Here is a 17629-nt window from a genome sequence, read left to right as displayed (position 1 = left end):
AGGGATACTGTCATGGAACCATATAAGCTGTTTGATGCTGAATACAAATTTGCCTGCCTCGTCTGGGAGCATGAGCCGATTAATTCCACAGAGCTTGTGAAGCTAAGCCAGACAATACTTGGCTGGAAGAAGTCGACGACCTATACAGTGCTGAGGAAGCTGTGCCAACGCGGCATTCTCAGCAACGAGGAGACGCTTGTAACGGCTGTCGTTAAGAAGGAAGATGCGCAAAAGTATGAGAGTCGGACGGTTGTCGCCAAGGCCTTTGGCGGATCGCTGCCGCAGTTTTTAACGGCGTTCTTGGGAGACAAGAAGCTGTCTGAGAAGGAGGCGGAGGAACTGAAGCGGATTATTGAGGAGGCCACACAATGACGAAGCTATTTCTAGTCGTCTTAAATATGAGTATTGCAGCAAGCTATGTGGCCATTGCCGTTTTTGTTACTCGTCTTCTGCTGAAGCGTGCTCCGAAAATATTTTCCTATATACTATGGCTAGCTATTGCGGTGAGGCTAACGCTCCCTATAAGTCTTGCTTCGGAATTCAGCTTGCTGAAATTTGTGCAGCCGGAGCCCGTGTCAAATACAGGCTACATGGCATTTTTACCGGAAGTGGCAGCCTTGATGAAAACACCTGCTATCGATACCGGCATTGAAAAAATAAGCAGCGTTCTAAGCTTTGCAATTCCTGCTGTGACACCTGTGAATAATGCTAGTCCCATGCAGTTCCTATTGTCAATCTGTGCAATTGTTTGGCTGGCAGGCGTGGTAGTGCTGCTGGTATACAGCATCGCGGCATATTTGCGCACGCTGGCGAGAGTCCGAACGGCAACTCTTATAAGGGACAATATTTATGAGACAGACCAGACCGATACGCCATTTGTATGCGGCTTTATTAGACCCAGAATTATCGTGCCAACTGGCCTGTCCAGTCAAGAGATGTCTTATGTTGTCATGCATGAAGAAACGCATATTCAGAGACGGGACTACTGGATCAAACCGTTTGCCTATCTGCTGCTCGTCATCCACTGGTTTAATCCAATTATGTGGCTGTCCTACACCCAGATGAGCAGGGATATGGAGATGTCCTGTGATGAACGGGTTGTAAGCAGGCTCGGAAACAGTAGTAAAGGCTGTTATGCGATAACGCTGTTATCGGTTTCCACCAACAATAAGGGATTACTTCCGGGCAGTCCGCTTGCTTTTGGAGAACATCATGTTAAGGCTAGAATTAAAAATGTACTGGCGTATCGTAAGCTCCCCGCTTGGGGTGCAGCATGCCTCTTGGTGGTTGTTGGGGCGGTAATTGCCGGCTGCGCTACGAACCCAAGGCCCTTAGAAATAGCGCCGCCGTCTGTACAGAAGCAAAGCTATCACGGATATGATCTCGATAAGCTGATGGACAATAAAACGCTATATGTCGGCAATCACATGAAGGTCGGCGGACTAATCGGGGGCATGCCAGAACCATTAGGGTTAGATATTAACGGCCTGGAATTGCAGACGAGTTCGCAGCCTTATGGTGTGACCTACCGCTATCTTGCTAATGATACGTATACAGAGACAGAGGCTAACAGCAGTATTTTCTACAACAATGCGGTGTTGCTTCTGAGCCTGATTGATAATGTCGATAGCATCACCTACAGAATTTCAGAGAATGCAGGACAGCAGACCTTCATTACATTCACTCGGGAGCAGGTTACCCAGTCGTTAGGAGAAGATGTTCGGACGTATGCTGCTGATAAAGAGGGGCTAAAGCGGCTAATTGATCAGTTAATGCAATGAATCATTGGCGCAGGAGAGATTGCGCAAAACAATTGAGCCGCCTGCAGGTTACTGATAGTTTTCTTAAGAAGCATTGGTTGGCCTTCATAATAGCACGAAAAGACACTGACTTATTTAGCCAGTGTCTTTTTCCGTAGATGCTCATGGTGAACCGCTTTTACCCGTTTTGCCGCTTCAACAAATCTCTTATCTCTGCCAGCAGCACTTCCTCATTGGAAGGGGCAGGCGGCGCGGTCGGCTTATTTTCTTCTTTCTTCTTCAATTTAGTGATTAATTTTATGAATAGGAAAATGGAAACCGCAACGATTAAGAAGTCTATGACCGTCTGAAGAAAGGTTCCATAATTTAAGACTGCCTCACCGTATTTGAAGTGAAGTCCATTGAGGTCGACACCTCCAATAAGCAAACCGATGATCGGCATGATTAAGTCCTCGACTAGGGAGGTTACTATTTTTCCAAATGCAGCACCGATAATAACCCCGACGGCAAGGTCAAGTACATTGCCTTTCAGTGCAAAGGCCTTAAATTCTTTCCACATGGATAAATCTCCTTCACATAAAATAAGGTCTAGCTTCACTTAGTTCACTCGGAATTATAAAGAATTAATATAAAAATTTCAATATTAACTCAGCTTAGCTTAAAACCATTCAGCATATTGGAGATGATGATTCTGGTGTCTACCAATGTCTGTTCAAAGTCCGGCATTTGCGCTATCCAGAGCGCTAATTCATTTAAGGCGCCAGATAGACAATGAGTCATTGCTTCAATCGACCCCTGCTTGAGGCATCCTTGCTTCTCCATGATTTGCAGTTGTCCACGCAGTAAACGCATGGAGTTATGCTGGTCCATCGTCCGCCAAGTCTCCCACCCCAGTACAGCGGGCCCGTCCACCAGCATAATTCGCTTGTTCTGAGGCTCAACCGCTGCAGCTACGAATGCAAGACATCCAAGGAGCAGCTGTTCCCATACATCCTCACTTTTTGCTGCTTCCGACTCGATTCGTTCTGCAACTTCTTTTTGAACCCTCTCCAGAACAACATGAAAGAGACCTTTTTTATTCTTAAAATGATGATAGAGGGCCCCGCGTGTTAGCTCTGCCTCTGCGGCAATATCCTCCAAAGCGGAGTCTGCATACCCGTGCTTGGTGAAAAAAACTCTGGCAACATCTATCAGCCTGTCAATGGTTTCATTGGTTTCTTCTTTATTTTTTCTCATAAACAGCTGTCTCCTGTCTCGATCTTTCATTTCGTTAATCAGATTTTCTTCATAACTTCTCCAGAATGGCTATTGCCATAGGGTCTCCTGATTTCGTTAATGATCGTAATGAATGACGAATCATCCAGGCGCGATGCTTACCCTTATTTACCAACCGATCATTTAACCACTTAAGTGTAGTCTCCCTGTAGTCCTTTGTTAAATCATTCAAATGGTTAGCTACAGATTTTCTCACATAGAAGGAAGGATCATGCCATAAGGGTTCCAATAAGGCAAGGTTATTAGCAGGGTCTCCCTTGATTGCTTGAATTCGTCTAGCCCAGGGAAGACGCGGACGGGTTCCTTCACTGACTAAACGGCGGACATGAGGGTTAGCATCCTGCGACCATTGTCTAAGCTGATTTATGGTATCTTCTAAGTGAACTTCAAGATAAGGACGGATGGCATATTCTGATGTATGTCTTTTCGTGATCTCATACATAGCTTGCATGGAAATCTCGAAGTGCTCTAATCCATACTTTTCTACAAAATAGGCAATAGGCATCAGAAAATAACCGTTGTTGAACATTCCCTCTTCAGTTTCATTCTCAGGGCCAAGAATGTTTAATAAAATGTTCAGTGCTGCAGGATAGTCAGAGGGTAAAGCCTGCCTCAATTTATCAGCAATTACAGCCACTCTTCCTTTCAGCTCAAGCGATTCCACCTCTTTTGCTACAGATTCAACGAAAACTTCTGTTGGGAAAGCAGAGTAGAGGGGACCGATCAAACTGGAAAGCCGAACAGCCAACTCCCCGGCAAAATAATGTTTCAATTGTACCGCAGCACTCATTCCATCTCACCGTTGCTATTACTTAACCATATCTTATCTGCATATTTGGCACTCTCTGTTTCTGAAGGAGGGATAATTTGTATAATATCAAGTAACACGCCATTAGGATCGCTGGTTATGAAATGCCTCTGTCCAAATTCTTCATTGCGAATATCGAGCTGCAAGGGCAGCTTCTCATTTTGAATAAGTCTCATATACTCTGAATCCACATCAGCTACTTCAAAATTAAGAATCAGGCCCTGAACCCTTTTTTGATAAATAAGGGGGATGGTAGGATGTGATGCATCCAAGAGAGCTAATTCATAAGAAACCTTACCGGTAGCCAACTTAAGGCTCACGTACCAGTCGGCTTCATATACCTTTTCAAATCCAAAATATGTCGAGTAAAATGTTGAACTTAAGGCAACCTTCTCTGTTAAAATAACTGGGTAGAAGCTGGTAGGTATCATTATCAAATCTCTCCTTTTTAATCAGTGTAGGCTCATTTTAACATACATACTGTGTGTATGTAAATTAATCGCAAAGCGGCTCCGGTAAAAACAAAAAATGGGTACTGGTAATTCAAAGTTGGTTGTGTTATAGTTAGATTGTTGGAATTTCGATCTGAACTCACATATTGTAGAGGGTTATGATTTTGATTTTTAACCTTGTACAATATGTGATTTTTTTTGAAATTTTGAACATCATATAAATATGAAAATATGGAGGTAATGAATCATGCAAAAAGGTACAGTAAAATGGTTTAATGCAGACAAAGGTTTTGGTTTTATCGAGGTTGAGGGCGGAGACGACGTATTCGTGCACTTCAGCGCGATTACTGGCGAAGGCTTCAAATCGTTGGACGAAGGTCAACGCGTTGAATTTAACGTAGTACAAGGCAACCGCGGTCCACAAGCCGAGAATGTTGTAAAACTGTAAGATTTCTCTGAAGAGGCCCCAAACATCGTGTTTGGGGTCTTTTTTTTAAGCTTCATTACTCCATATAAGAAAGAGGGATGCTGCTTGTACTATTCACGAAAAAGGCCGATGATGGATCTTCCTGAGGAAATGACCACGATATGGTCATGCACCAATGATAAGTGCAATGGGTGGGTAAGAGACAATTTCGTTTTTTTGATTCAGCCGATTTGTAGCCAATGTAATTCCCTTATGGAAAAAGGCGAGAAAATGCTGCCTATTTTAGCTAATACTTGCCCTGATCAGAAGAAGCTCTAAACAAAGCACAGCAAAGGGAACCGTCACATTATAAGCGTTGTGTAAATCCATAACCGCATGAGGTTGTGGATTTTTGCTATTTGGGGTATTACTTGTAACGAGGCGTATTCAGGGGCCCTTTGCCAGGATTAAGCGAAGGTTGCACTTATGCTATAATTAGAAATAGCGCATTATTTTTATCAGAAAATTCACATTTGCTATATAAATCAATTGGACAAAGGATGCATCGAAAAACTATGTACGATTATCAGGACTCCGTGCACCATACGCTGATTATTATCGGTGCAGGAGCATCAGGACTCATGGCTGCCGTTACTGCGCGGGACCTGGGTATAGATACCGCAATATTAGAGGGCAACGACAGGATTGGCAAGAAGATCTCCATGACGGGCGACGGCCGCTGCAATATTACAAACGATTCCACTGCGACGGGGACGGACGATGCGGGGGTTGCTTTATCACGCAAGTATTACGGCAGCCAGCCCGAATTTCCACGGCCCGTGCTGCAGCAATTCGGGATCCGTCAGACGATTGATTTTTTTCATGTGCTCGGGCTGCCGCTTACAAGCTTGAAAGAGGGCCTTATGTACCCGATGTCGATGCAGGCTGCATCTGTAGTGGATATTTTCGAGCTGGCTCTGGAGGAGCGGAGCATTCCGGTATACCTGAACAGCAAGGTGCTGGACGTCACTGTATCGGGCGATCATCCACGATTCAAGATGACATGCCGAACCGAGACAGAGGAACAAGTTGTCTATACCAGTGATTATCTATTTCTCTGTACGGGCGGCCTTACAGGCCAGAATGCAGGAACGGATGGGTCAGGGTATACGCTTGCTCAAAAAATGGGACACTCCTTGGTCAAGCCTGTGCCGGCCATTGTGCAATTGAAGGTGAAATACCCTTACCAGAAGTCGCTGTCCGGCATCAAGCTCCAAGGACGAGCTCACATTCTTGTGAACGGTAAGGTCGCCCGCAGCGAGACCGGCGAAATTCATTTTACGGATTACGGCTTCTCCGGACCTCCGGTTCTACAGCTTGGCCGGAAGGCAGCCGTTCATCTGGCGAAGGGAGACTCCGTGACCGTGCAGATTGATCTGATGCCGAACCGCACGGAGGAAGAGGTGGTCGAATTTCTGGAGAGGAACTGGACAACCTTCGCACACCGGACGGTTGCGGAATCCTTCACCGGCTTTTTACACAAGAAGCTGATCTCCGTCCTGCTGAAGGAAGCGAAGATCGATCAAGAGCCGAACCTGCTTTGCCAGGAGCTCTCGTGGAAGACCAAGAAGATCTTTTATAAGCTATTGAAGTGCTGGGAGTTTAAAGTGACCGAAACTCAAAGCTTCGAGCATGCGCAAACGACAGCCGGCGGCATTGCTACGAAGGAACTGGATGCGGCTACGCTGGAATCCAAGCTCGTGCCGGGGCTCTATTTGGCTGGAGAGGTGATGGACGTCGATGGCGACTTCGGCGGCTACAACCTGCAATGGGCCTGGAGCTCCGGCTATACGGCCGCGATGGCGCTTGGGAAACACATTTTCAGATGAAAATAATGAAAAAAAGGAATGTATTCACCACCTATGAATAAATCTCAATCTTCCAAGCACCATACGCTGCTTATTATCGGTGCAGGCGCTTCTGGTCTTATGGCCGCCGTTACCGCGCGAGATCTGGGGATCGATACGGCAATCATCGAAAGCAATGACCGGCTCGGAAAAAAGGTGTTAACCACCGGAAATGGTCGCTGCAACATTACGAATAAATCCACGGCGACGGGCACGGACGAAGCGTTTAATTTGTCGAGCAAATATCATAGCAATCAAGCGGAATTTCCGCTGCCCGTGCTGCAGCAATTCGGCGTCCGCCAAACCGTTGATTTCTTTAGCACACTCGGCCTTCCGCTGATCGCCATCGAGAATGGCCGAATGTATCCCATGTCGCTTCAGGCCGCCTCCGTACTGAATGTTTTCCAAATTGCGCTGGAGGATCGGAATGTTCCGATATACTTCAAGACCAAAGTATTGGACGTAAACGTATCGGAGGGGCATCGGAGGTTCACGATTCAGTGCCAGACAGAGACTGAGGGAGAAGTCACCTATACGAGCGACTATCTATTCATTTGCACAGGCGGTCTTACAGCTCCAAAGACAGGAACGGATGGCTCCGGTTATACATTGGCCCAGCGTCTCGGACACACCCTGATCGATCCTGTACCCGGAATCGTTCAATTGAAGCTGGATAGCCCTTATCTGGCAGAACTGTCCGGTGTGAAATTCGAGGGCTGGGGGCACATCATTGTAAATGGAGAAGTCATTCGCAGTGAATATGGAGAGGTTTTATTTACGAACTATGGTGCCTCTGGCCCGCCGATTCTCCAGTTAAGCCGAAAGGCAGCGTATCAACTGGGAAGAGGAGAGAGGGTGACCTTATCGCTTGATATGATGCCGGACCGCACAGAGGAAGAGGTCGTTGATTTTCTGGATACGCATTGGGGAATGTTCGGACACCGGACGGTAGCGAATTCTCTAATCGGCATCGTGAACAAGAAGCTGATCCCCGTTCTTTTGAAAGAGGCGGGAATGGATAAGGATCAGAACCTGCTATGCCAGGATATGTCGTGGAAAACCAGGAAGGCCTTGTGCGGCCTCATGAAGCGTTGGGACTTCATCGTGACTGATACCAACGGCTTCCCGAACGCTCAGACGACAGCCGGCGGGATCGATACGAGAGACCTCCAAGAAGGAACGCTGGAATCCAAGCTTGTGCCTGGGCTATATTTTGCCGGCGAGGTCATGGATGTGGATGGAGACTGCGGAGGTTATAATTTGCAATGGGCCTGGAGCTCTGGCTACACCGCCGCAACGGCGCTTGCTGATCGTATTGCTGGCAAGAGGTAGATCTTTATATTGCAGCTTGAGCTATAGCAATATTAATAAAAGACATATTCAACTATAGCTTCAGGTTATAGCTGGATATGTCTTTTGTGTATTATGCGGTACCTTCACTTCAGTGCTACAATCAGACTATTACTATTTTACACAACATACAATATCGATCGGGGAGGCTATCCAGATGAGTGAAAAATTCCAGACCGTCGGCAGCTTGCTGCGGCCAGCTGAGCTATTGAAATATAAGACGCAAATCGAGCATCGTGATGATATCAGCTATCCTTTCTACAAGGAATTTGAAGGCTATCAAGAGTGCGAGAGCAAGACGATTGAGAACGTGGTCCAAAAGCAAATTGAGCATGATTTGCCTGTCATTACGGATGGGGAATATTCCAAATCCATGTGGCATCTTGATTTTGTCTGGGGATTTCAAGGGGTTAGCCGTTACATTGCCGATCATGGATACTTTTTCCGCGATGTGGACGGCAGCTCGAAATATGAGACCCGGAAGGATATTGGTCTGCGGATTACCGGTGAATTGAGCGGGAAGAACCATCATTTCATTGAGATATTCAAGAAGCTTACAACGCTTGCCGGTGATCGTGAAACCAAGCTGTGCGTACCTTCTCCGTCGCATATTTTCGGCGAATTGTCCTGGTCGGACAATATCGGCGGCAAGGATGCCGTGTACAAGGACAGACAGGAGCTTAAGGCGGGTCTCGTCAAGGCTTACGAGGAGTTTGTAGAGGAATTCGCCGCTGCCGGAGGTCAAATCCTGCAATTCGACGACTGTCTGTGGGAGCTGTTTGCCGACGACAACCCGAACTCTCCGTATACAGGGGAGAATATCAATCAAGAGGAAGTACAGGCTTTGGCTTCCGAGTTTATTGATATTAACAATGCCATCATCGATTTTGGACATAGCCTGGGCTTGAAAATGTGGACACACAACTGCCGCGGCAACTACGATTCCCGCAATATGGGCGGCGGCTCCTATGTGAAAATTGCGAATTTGTTCCTGAAGCAGCTTAAATATGACCGATTCTTCCTGGAATGGGACGACGAGCGCGCTGGATCGCTAGAAGCGCTGGCGGTGTTCAAGGACAAGCCGGAAACGGAAATTGTATTGGGTCTGCTGTCCTCCAAGACGAATACGCTGGATGATGAAGGGCGTGTTCTCCGTTTGCTGGATGAGGCATCCGGTATTATCGACAAGGATCGTCTGCTGCTGTCCCATCAATGCGGCTTTGCCTCCTGTGATGGCGGCAATGAACTGACAGAGGCTGAGCAATGGGCAAAAATCAACCAAGGGCAACGAATTGCCAAGCAGTATTGGGGCAAGTAATATTTATAGTGCTCAATGATTCATTTGTGTACTTCTACGAAAAGAGGGTGTCCTTCAATCATCTATCATGATTGAGGGACACCCTCGCTTTGATTTCTGAACTCTATCGAAAAAATACCTGCGTGCCCTTTGGTATGATCCGAATGCGGAGATAAGATTTATATAGTATCGAAATCATCCCATAAAGACTTGCACTTGATTGTCGTCCCTCATTTCGGCAACCGGAATCAGATTACCCTGAATTTCCTTGCCGTTAATGATGAGGTGAGAGACTCCCTTCTCAACACCGTTCTTGTTCTCTACCTGAATGTTCAGCTTCTTGCCGCGGAATTCCCGTACCATGGAGAACTCCCTCCAGTCAGAAGGAACGCACGGGTTGATGCGCAAGCCGTCAAATTGCGGCTGAATCCCCATGATTCCTTCGACCAGGGAGACCATTACCGTTGAAGCGGTGCCGGTGAGCCAGTGGACATGTGCCCGGCCTTGGTAAGGACTGTCCTTGGACTCTACAAACTGTCCGTGCACATAAGGCTCCAGCTTGCGGATTTCAGCTTTATCATTCATGCTGGCCGGGCTGCAGTCCAGGAAGTATTCAAATGCACGATCCCCGTTGCCGATCATGGTCTCAGCGAGAATGAGCCATCCTTGCGGCTGGCTGAAGATACCGGCATTTTCCTTGGTAGAGGCATTGAACAAGGCCATCAGCGCTACAGGCAAGCCGTATTTCCGGAATGGCGGGTAGAATAACATGGTTCCGTAATCCGTGCGCAGATTCTCATACACTTTGTCCATGGCGAGCTTTGCTTGATCCGGACGGGCAGCGCCGCTTAGTACGGCCCAGCTTTGCGGATTCAGCCAGATTTTTGCCTCATCGTTCTCCCAGGAGCCGATCGTATAGTTATCCTCTGTAAAGCCGCGGACAAATTGATCCTTCTCCCAAGCATGCTTCTGAATGTTCTCATCCAGCTCCTCGAGCAGACCCTGTGCCCACGCTGCATCCTCAGGCTTGTTCTTGTTCTGCGCGATATCGATGAACACTTTAAAGGCCATGTACAGCTGGAAGGCGACGAACAGCGATTCTCCCTTAGCTCCAAGCCGCAGGCAATCGTTCCAATCCGCATGAAGTCCGACCGGCATGCCGTGTGCGCCCATTCGATCCAGGCTGAATTGAAGCGCCTGGCGCAGATGCTCATACACCGTAGCTTCGCCTCGATCCGAATAAGGAATCACTTCGTCCGTGAAGTCCCAATTTCCGCTTTCATTTAAATACTTGATGACGGTTGGGAACAACCACAGAGCATCATCGGCCCGATAGTGAGGATGACCTGTCTCACGCACATAATCCGGATCGTCCGGTGTGCCCTCATGTCCCGGATTATGATCGAATTTCACGAGCGGCAGACCGCCGCCATTAGAGACCTGAGCCGAGATCATCAGGCGCAGCCGTTCGAGGGCCATCTCATGATCCAGATGAATGATGCCTTGAATATCCTGCACGGTATCCCGATAGCCAAGTCCATTACGCAGACCACAGTATTGAAAGGAAGCCGCACGGGACCAGATGAAGGTAATGAAGCACTGGTAAGCGTTCCAGGTATTGATCATGTTATTCAAATTATTGCTTGGCGTCTGAACCTGAAAGCGGTTAAGCTTGCTGTGCCAGAAGGTCTTCAGCTCTTCAAGCTCCTTATCCACCACAGACAAATCCTTGTAATGGCCAAGAATTTCAGATGCCCCCTGCTCTTCGTACTGACCGAGGAGGAAGGCAACCTCCTTCTCTTCTCCCGGTTGCAAATCTACATTAATCTGCAGCACCCCACAGGAGTTGGTGTTATAGTTCAGCGAATTGGCACATTGGCCATTCTCCACCGAGGCCGGGTTGCCATAGCCGCGGTAATCGCCGAGGAAGGTATCCCGATCGCCATCGTAGCCCGCTACCTCTGCACCGGCGGCACCGAAGAATCTCCAGCTTTGCTCCTCTGGCGTATTTTCATTGATGACTTGCAGAATCTTATTGTTCTTGTAATAGGTGCGCGAAGTGAACAGCGTGTATTGAAGATTTACAGTGTCCTGTTCGTAGTTGTTGCTGTTGGTGAATTCGACGAATCCAAAGAGCGCCAGCTTCCGGGGCTTGGGGCTGTCATTGCGAACCTTCATGCGCCATACCTCATAGGTTTTGTTCATGGGCACATAATACAAGGTTTCCGTCCGGATGCTGTCATATTCCGCAACGATATTCGTGTATCCGGTTCCATGATGGCATACGGATTTGTACTGCTCCAGATCCTTGCCTACCGGCTGCCAGGAGCCTGACCAATAATCGCCGTTCTCCAAATCCCGCACATAAATATAGCGTCCAGGCTCATCCTTCGAATTGAAATGATAGCGGATATGCCGTCCGTTGGCGCCGGACTTTACAAAGCTATATCCTCCGGCATTGCCTGAAATAATCGCGCCGTATTCCGGCGAGCCGAGATAGTTCGCCCAAGGGGCAGGCGTATTCGGTTTTGTAATGAGATATTCCTTGTTTTTCTCGTCAAAGTAACCGTATTGCATGACCATTCCTCCTATAAAGTGGATGATAGGTAGGGCAATAAACGCGCGTTCACAAAAAGGTGAAGGTTGCCAACCCAATCTAATCATAAGATAGTTTTCAAAAACGTAAAACCTTTATTTGTGAATAATAACCAAAGGTTAATGAAGACCTGAGGAATCGATAAGATGATTCATTTTATTACGAAGGAAGAAGTGATCTCTGCACACTACTTCTTGATGAATCGAATGAATGATGCAGATCAAGCAGGAGTTGAGGATCATGGACTGCTAGAATCCGCGATACATCGGCCACAGCAGAGTATTTTCGGGAAAGGTGCTTATCCGGCCTTATTTTTTGATATGGGTGCGGCGTTGCTGAAATCATTGGTGAAAAATCATTGCTTCCGCAATGGCAACAAACGCACAGCCTATCTGGTTACAAAATCGTTCTTAATGCTGAACGGGTACCATCTGCGTATGGAACGGCAATTTGCAGTGGAGTTTATCGTAGATATTGCTACAGGCGTGCATTCCTTAGAAGTGATCTCTGAATTGTTGGCGAAGCACTCTTTAAAAAGATGAGCATTTAGATAAAGTGAGACTCTCTTCTCACGCTAGCTGGACGGGTGCTCTTTTGCGTCCGTCTTTGCATATGCTTAATCAACAGGCTTCCAGTTAATACATATTGATAGTAAATAACTATTTATTGAAAAACGATAAGTAATTAGTATAATCTATATAAGTTCAACTTATTTAGCTACGCAGAAAGGTAAAAGTGTGAAGTGTGCTTAAAGAAGCGATAGCGTTCGCCTTTGTGAGCGGATTTCTACTCTATGATGGCTTAGTTCAGTCAAAGAAATCCGTGAACAACAGCGATCGTAAGAACACTTCACACGTTGCCTTAAGAGCGTAAAGATCATTAGTTCAACTTATATAGATAACGATAACCAAGCGAGGTGCTTTTTTGTGAAACGCGAAACGCTATTTTTGAAGGCTGTTATTATTTTGATTGCCCTCCCGGTTCTTGCCCTGTGTGCATGGGGGCTGCCTTCGATCGTCAAGGAAGCGACGGATACTTATCCTGCTGCCTGGGTATATCCCCTTTTAGTCATCATGTATCTCTCGGCCATTCCATATTTCTGGGCGCTGGTTCAAGCCTATAGACTGTTAAGCTATATTGACAAGAACGAGGCTTTCTCGGAACTGTCGGTAGGGGCTTTAAGATGGATCAAGTATTGCGGCGCTGCCATCAGTATCTTGTATGCAGTAAGCGAACCCTTCCTCTATTTGATTGCCGAAAGGGACGATGCTCCGGGACTAATTCTCATGGGGATGATTATTATTTTTGCTTCATTTGTAATCGCAGTCTTTGCAGCAGTGCTTCAGAAGCTCTTGAAAAATGCCATCGATATCAAATCCGAAAATGATTTAACGGTCTGAGGTGAAGACAATGGGGATCATAATTAATCTTGACGTAATGTTGGCAAAGCGAAAGATGAGCGTTACAGAGCTGTCGGAACGGGTTGGAATCACCATGGCGAACCTCTCTATTCTGAAGAACGGCAAGGCGAAAGCGATCCGGTTCTCTACGCTGGAGGCGATTTGTCAGGCGCTGGAATGCCAGCCCGGAGATATTCTGGAATATCAGGATGAGGAGTAGCGGGGTATGATGACTACTAAGGAACGGACCATATATCTTCTTCTATCGGATACGGGGACGGTGCTGACCAGGCTGATTAAGTGTTACACAGGACAGCCTTATAATCATGCATCCGTCGCATTTGATGCCGAAATGACCGAGGTATACAGTTTTGGGCGGAAAATCGCATACAATCCCTTTATAGGAGGATTCGTCCGGGAAGATCTTCATTCAGAGCTTTTTAAGGAGGCGGCATGTGCCGTCTACGCGCTGTCTGTTACTCCTGATCAATACCAAAGAATGTATCGGTATGTCCAGCGTATTGCCGCTCAACAAGAGCGGTACCGCTACAATTTCATAGGATTATTTGGCGTGATGCTTAATACACCGACCAAGAGGGAGCATGCTTTCTTCTGCTCGCAGTTTGTAGCCTCTGTCTTCATTGAAGGCAAGGTGATGGATCATGTCAAGGATCCTTCTCTGATCGAACCGGGCGAGCTGCCGCATTTCGCTGACTGCCGATTGCTCTTTGAAGGCAAGATCGAGGAATATCAAACAAAAATAATCCACCTTTCTAACATTAATACTCTGTTGAATTCCGGATGCAGCATTATATAATGAACCTATACGCCCCACTTATGTGAAGGCGTTTTTTTTATATAAGCTTAAAGTTTAACTTAATATATTAACGACGAACAGATAAATCAGACTGGGAGGTTAAGCGGTTGAAAATACTGATCGTAGATGATGAGCCAAGGCACCTGAGAGGAATGATGAGTCTAATTCAACAATTGCGGCCGGATGCTGAGGTCACGGCTGCAAAGGACGGCATCGCTGCGCTGGAGCAGGCCCGGCTGGACTGCCCCCAAGTAATCCTGACGGATATCCGGATGCCCCGCATGGATGGACTGGCCTTTCTGGAGAAGCTTAAAGAAGAACGGATCATTACTAAAGTTGTAATGGTATCCGCTTACAATTTGTTTGAGTACGCGCAGAAGGCAATCCGCCATGGCGCTTATGATTATTTATTGAAGCCGGTGGAAGTCGAGAACGTGGAACGTTTACTCGACCGGATCGAGCTTCAGCTCAGTATCGAGTCGCTTAGGCGCAGGGAGGCGGAGGAATTGAAGCAACGGCTGACCCTTGCTTCCTCGGCTTACCGCAGCAGGCTGTATCTGTCCTGGCTGAGCGGGAGCTTGACGCTGTACGAGCAAGAGGAGATAGACAAGATGGGCTGGCTGCAGGGCGGGGGACTGGTTATCTATTCCGAGCTAAGGACCGCCGGGGCCGACGAAGAGAATATCGGCGAGCTTGCCTATTTGCAATGTCTGGAACAAGGCTGGTTGAAGCTGGGGAAGGCGTTGACGATTCCCCGAAGCGGCTTTCAGGATCAAACACTGCGCGCGGTAACGATTGTTCGAACGCTTCCGTTAGCCCCGTCCCTGGAGGCGTTGATCCGTTCAATCGCCCTCTCCCTCTCCGCAGAACTGTCCAGAAACGGACAGTTGACGCAAGGAGTCAGCTCGTATTGCGAGTCAATCGCCGACGAAGGACCTCAAGCGTATCGGGCGGCCCGGGAAGCCAATGAGCATAATTTCTTTGCCTGTTGGGAGGGGCTGTTCCTGTATGATCAGCCGCGCAGTTCCCGTCAACCGATCCCGGTGGATTCGGAGAGGCTATTCGAAGCACTGCTGGACAATAAGCCCGAGCCTGCGATCGATCGCTGCAGGACGGCCTTCGAGCGGTTATCGGATGCCGGGCATGCACAGCCTGCGCTGATCAAGGAACAGGCTTCTCTTCTGCTCGTTAAGCTCAAGAGCAGAATTCACGAGCTTGTGGATCAGAGAGTAAGCAGGCAGCTTACGCAGATGGCTTCGGCGCTTGTCCAAGGCTGCGAATCGTATGAAGAGCTCATGGACCGGCTGGAGCTCAGCCTGAGGGAAGTTCATCATGCGCTTAGGCAATCCCAGCAGGACAAGAACGAGATTATCGTTGCCAATTGCTTGAGATGGATCCAGGAACATATAAAGGAGGATTTAACGCTCGAGCGGGCTGCGGCTCACTTTTTCTTTAATCCGTCCTATTTCAGCACATTCATCAAGAATAAGACGGGAAGGACCTTCTCCGAGCATGTCACGGCTATCCGAATGGGCCGGGCCAAGGAATTGCTCGCGGAGAATAAGCTCAGAATTTATGAAATCTCCGCGGAATGCGGATATCAGGATACAAAATATTTTTGCCGCGTATTCAAGAAGCATCACGGCATATCGCCAGAAGCCTATAAGCATACTTCACTTCCGGAAAGGAAGCGTATGGAATGAAGACAACTTTTCGCTCGCGAATTTTGGCAAGCTATATTTTTCTGATCGCGGTTCCGCTCATCTTGCTCGGAGTTGTGTATTATCGGACGAGTCTGCAAGTGGTAACAGAGCAGGCGCAGCGAAATGTGTACGAGATCGTGAAGAAGAACAATGCGCTCATGGATACGAAGCTGGGAATCATAGAGCAGAATAGCTTGGCCCTCTTCGTAGATAAGGACCTGTTTCGCGTATTCAGTAATCTGGATCCCACTAACGAAGCGGATATTTTCGATGCGGACCGCCAGGTCTCTTCGGTGCTGAGCAAATATTTCACGTTGAACGAGGATGTTTATGCTTATCAGTTATGGACATCCTATTTCACCTTTGGACAGATGCTGCCGCAAGGGGATCCTACGCAATCCGATGTGTATCACAAGGCACAGGAGGCCGGGGGCAAAATCGTCTGGTATCCCACCTATGATTTCGTAGACATGTTTGATCAGCCTTATTTGCAGGGGGGCAAGCTGGATTTTCGCCATTTATTCTCTGCGACCCGGTATCTGGACTTCTCCTATCTGAATAACACGACACTTGAAAAGATGGCTCCGGGGGTGGAGCGACCTGTCCTCACGATCAGTTTCAAATTGGAAGCCTTAAGGTCCCTCTATGAGGACAGCTTTCCTGAAAACTCCCGCTATTTGGTGATGAATGCGGATTACCAAGTCGTCGCGAGCAGCGATCCCGGGAAAGTTGCGCAGCAATATAAAGAACCCTGGCTGGAGCGGGTGCAGCGGGAGAATAGCGGCACACTGAGAATGACGCTCGATGGAGAGGCGGTCATCGTCTGCTTCGATCGTTCGGCGGTTACCGGCTGGATCTCGGTAGTGTGGACGCCGGAATCGACGCTGGTGAGCAGCCTGGTGCCGGTCATCCGGACGTCGAGCTTGCTTATGGTCGTCGTTATGGGCATCCTGGCCATGGTGTTTGCTTATTTTATGGCGGACCGGATTACAAATCCGATCAAGAAGCTGCTAGGCGCTATGCGTTCCGTAGGGGGAGGCGACTTCCAGACCCAGGTCGCGTATCACAGTAATGACGAGTTCGGTATTTTGCTGCACCGCTTCAACCGCATGAATGAACAAATCCGGCTTCTGGTAACGGAAAATTATGAGATTAAGCTGAGGGAGCAGGAGGCGGAGATTCAGGCGCTAAGTATGCAGATGAACCCGCATTTCCTGTACAATACGCTGAACGTCATGAATTGGACAGCCATCGAGAACGGGCAGAAGGAGCTCAGCAAAATGCTCGTCTGCTTATCCAATATGCTGCATTACACGTCGAGAAAGGACTGGGGAGCCGTTCATTTGTCGGAGGAGACGGAGTGGATGAGCAATTATTTTTACATCATGGGGGCCCGGTTTGAGGATAAGTTTGCGGTGAGCTATGAGATTGACCCGCAGCTGTATGAATATAAGGTTCCGCGCCTGCTGTTTCAGCCCTTTGTTGAAAATGCGATCCTGCACGGCTTCGATCAGATGGAGACAGGGGGCGTTATTCGGATTCGCGGCTGGATCGAAGACGATACCAGGCATTACGAAATTGCCGATAATGGGCGGGGAATGAGCGAGGATACGGTACATGCCATTTTGTATCAGGAGTCTTCTTCGATCGGCATCAAGAACATGATAGCCCGGATCCAATTGATGTATGGCGGGGAATACGGCATCTCGATCAGCTCCGCACCGGGGTCGGGGACAAGCGTCTTGATCCGGCTTCCGCTGCATCCCCAAAATTAGTCCACCATTCCAAAGACCTTCGGGTTATGTAAGCGCTACCCTAGAATCTATAATCAAGTCATCATAGACTGCAGCTATGAATT

Annotated in this window: 18 protein-coding genes; 13 read left to right on the top strand and 5 right to left on the bottom strand. The window is 47.9% G+C overall.

Annotated elements, in window-relative coordinates; translation table 11 throughout:
• The first annotated feature begins 12 nt into the window (after window positions 1–12).
• Together KQJ23_RS01730 and KQJ23_RS01725 are read left to right on the top strand one after the other, a co-directional pair.
• Complete coding sequence (locus KQJ23_RS01730; RefSeq protein ID WP_216476945.1) at window positions 13–372, top strand: BlaI/MecI/CopY family transcriptional regulator; 360 nt, start codon at window positions 13–15, stop codon at window positions 370–372.
• Window positions 369–1781, top strand: coding sequence for a M56 family metallopeptidase (locus KQJ23_RS01725; RefSeq protein ID WP_216476944.1), 1413 nt, complete (start codon window positions 369–371; stop codon window positions 1779–1781). The genes KQJ23_RS01730 and KQJ23_RS01725 overlap by 4 nt, the downstream gene beginning before the upstream one ends.
• Window positions 1782–1938: 157 nt before the next feature.
• On the opposite strand, the gene mscL is transcribed toward KQJ23_RS01725, so the two are convergent.
• From mscL to KQJ23_RS01705, 4 genes are all read right to left on the bottom strand, one after another.
• The gene (mscL, locus tag KQJ23_RS01720) at window positions 1939–2319 is read right to left on the bottom strand and encodes a large conductance mechanosensitive channel protein MscL (protein ID WP_216476943.1); all 381 of its coding nucleotides are present in this window, start codon (window positions 2317–2319) and stop codon (window positions 1939–1941) included.
• Window positions 2320–2408: 89 nt separating this feature from the next.
• Window positions 2409–2996 carry a TetR/AcrR family transcriptional regulator gene (locus tag KQJ23_RS01715; RefSeq protein WP_216476942.1) on the bottom strand — a complete coding sequence of 196 codons (588 nt, stop codon included), beginning with the start codon at window positions 2994–2996 and terminating at the stop codon, window positions 2409–2411.
• A 49-nt stretch (window positions 2997–3045) separates the two neighbouring features.
• Window positions 3046–3825, bottom strand: a complete 780-nt coding sequence (locus KQJ23_RS01710; protein ID WP_216476941.1) for a DNA alkylation repair protein — start codon at window positions 3823–3825, stop codon at window positions 3046–3048.
• On the bottom strand, window positions 3822–4274 hold the full coding sequence (locus KQJ23_RS01705; protein ID WP_216476940.1) for a VOC family protein: 453 nt from the start codon (window positions 4272–4274) through the stop codon (window positions 3822–3824). The genes KQJ23_RS01710 and KQJ23_RS01705 overlap by 4 nt, the downstream gene beginning before the upstream one ends.
• Before the next feature lie 268 nt (window positions 4275–4542).
• On the opposite strand from KQJ23_RS01705, the gene KQJ23_RS01700 reads away from it, so the two are divergent.
• The 5 genes from KQJ23_RS01700 to KQJ23_RS01680 all read left to right on the top strand — a co-directional run bounded on the left by KQJ23_RS01700 (window position 4543) and on the right by KQJ23_RS01680 (window position 9276).
• Window positions 4543–4743, top strand: coding sequence for a cold-shock protein (locus tag KQJ23_RS01700; protein ID WP_044480604.1), 201 nt, complete (start codon window positions 4543–4545; stop codon window positions 4741–4743).
• Between the two features lie 27 nt (window positions 4744–4770).
• Complete coding sequence (locus tag KQJ23_RS01695; protein WP_430522272.1) at window positions 4771–5040, top strand: cold-shock protein; 270 nt, start codon at window positions 4771–4773, stop codon at window positions 5038–5040.
• A 236-nt stretch (window positions 5041–5276) separates the two neighbouring features.
• Complete coding sequence (locus KQJ23_RS01690; protein WP_216476938.1) at window positions 5277–6590, top strand: BaiN/RdsA family NAD(P)/FAD-dependent oxidoreductase; 1314 nt, start codon at window positions 5277–5279, stop codon at window positions 6588–6590.
• A gap of 33 nt (window positions 6591–6623) precedes the next feature.
• On the top strand, window positions 6624–7940 hold the full coding sequence (locus KQJ23_RS01685) for a BaiN/RdsA family NAD(P)/FAD-dependent oxidoreductase (protein ID WP_216476937.1): 1317 nt from the start codon (window positions 6624–6626) through the stop codon (window positions 7938–7940).
• 175 nt (window positions 7941–8115) lie between these two features.
• Complete coding sequence (locus tag KQJ23_RS01680; protein ID WP_216476936.1) at window positions 8116–9276, top strand: cobalamin-independent methionine synthase II family protein; 1161 nt, start codon at window positions 8116–8118, stop codon at window positions 9274–9276.
• 174 nt (window positions 9277–9450) lie between these two features.
• Here KQJ23_RS01680 and KQJ23_RS01675 read toward each other — a convergent pair whose 3' ends face one another.
• Window positions 9451–11832, bottom strand: a complete 2382-nt coding sequence (locus tag KQJ23_RS01675; protein ID WP_216476935.1) for a glycoside hydrolase family 94 protein — start codon at window positions 11830–11832, stop codon at window positions 9451–9453.
• Window positions 11833–11997: 165 nt separating this feature from the next.
• Here KQJ23_RS01675 and KQJ23_RS01670 point away from each other — a divergent pair, with 165 nt between their 5' ends.
• From KQJ23_RS01670 to KQJ23_RS01645, 6 genes are all read left to right on the top strand, one after another.
• Window positions 11998–12393, top strand: coding sequence for a type II toxin-antitoxin system death-on-curing family toxin (locus KQJ23_RS01670; RefSeq protein WP_216476934.1), 396 nt, complete (start codon window positions 11998–12000; stop codon window positions 12391–12393).
• Window positions 12394–12777: 384 nt separating this feature from the next.
• On the top strand, window positions 12778–13251 hold the full coding sequence (locus KQJ23_RS01665) for a DUF2975 domain-containing protein (RefSeq protein WP_216476933.1): 474 nt from the start codon (window positions 12778–12780) through the stop codon (window positions 13249–13251).
• 10 nt (window positions 13252–13261) lie between these two features.
• Window positions 13262–13471, top strand: coding sequence for a helix-turn-helix domain-containing protein (locus KQJ23_RS01660; protein ID WP_216476932.1), 210 nt, complete (start codon window positions 13262–13264; stop codon window positions 13469–13471).
• Between the two features lie 6 nt (window positions 13472–13477).
• Complete coding sequence (locus KQJ23_RS01655; RefSeq protein ID WP_216476931.1) at window positions 13478–14068, top strand: hypothetical protein; 591 nt, start codon at window positions 13478–13480, stop codon at window positions 14066–14068.
• A 107-nt stretch (window positions 14069–14175) separates the two neighbouring features.
• Complete coding sequence (locus KQJ23_RS01650; protein WP_216476930.1) at window positions 14176–15771, top strand: response regulator; 1596 nt, start codon at window positions 14176–14178, stop codon at window positions 15769–15771.
• Complete coding sequence (locus KQJ23_RS01645; protein WP_216476929.1) at window positions 15768–17546, top strand: cache domain-containing sensor histidine kinase; 1779 nt, start codon at window positions 15768–15770, stop codon at window positions 17544–17546. Before KQJ23_RS01650 ends, KQJ23_RS01645 begins: the two co-directional genes overlap by 4 nt.
• Window positions 17547–17629 lie beyond the last annotated feature (83 nt).

This window comes from Paenibacillus brevis (genome assembly GCF_018919145.1).
In the GTDB taxonomy this organism is placed as follows: domain Bacteria; phylum Bacillota; class Bacilli; order Paenibacillales; family Paenibacillaceae; genus Fontibacillus; species Fontibacillus brevis.
Note: the sequence above shows the minus strand (reverse complement) of the source record. Positions and strands in the feature narration are given on the sequence as shown.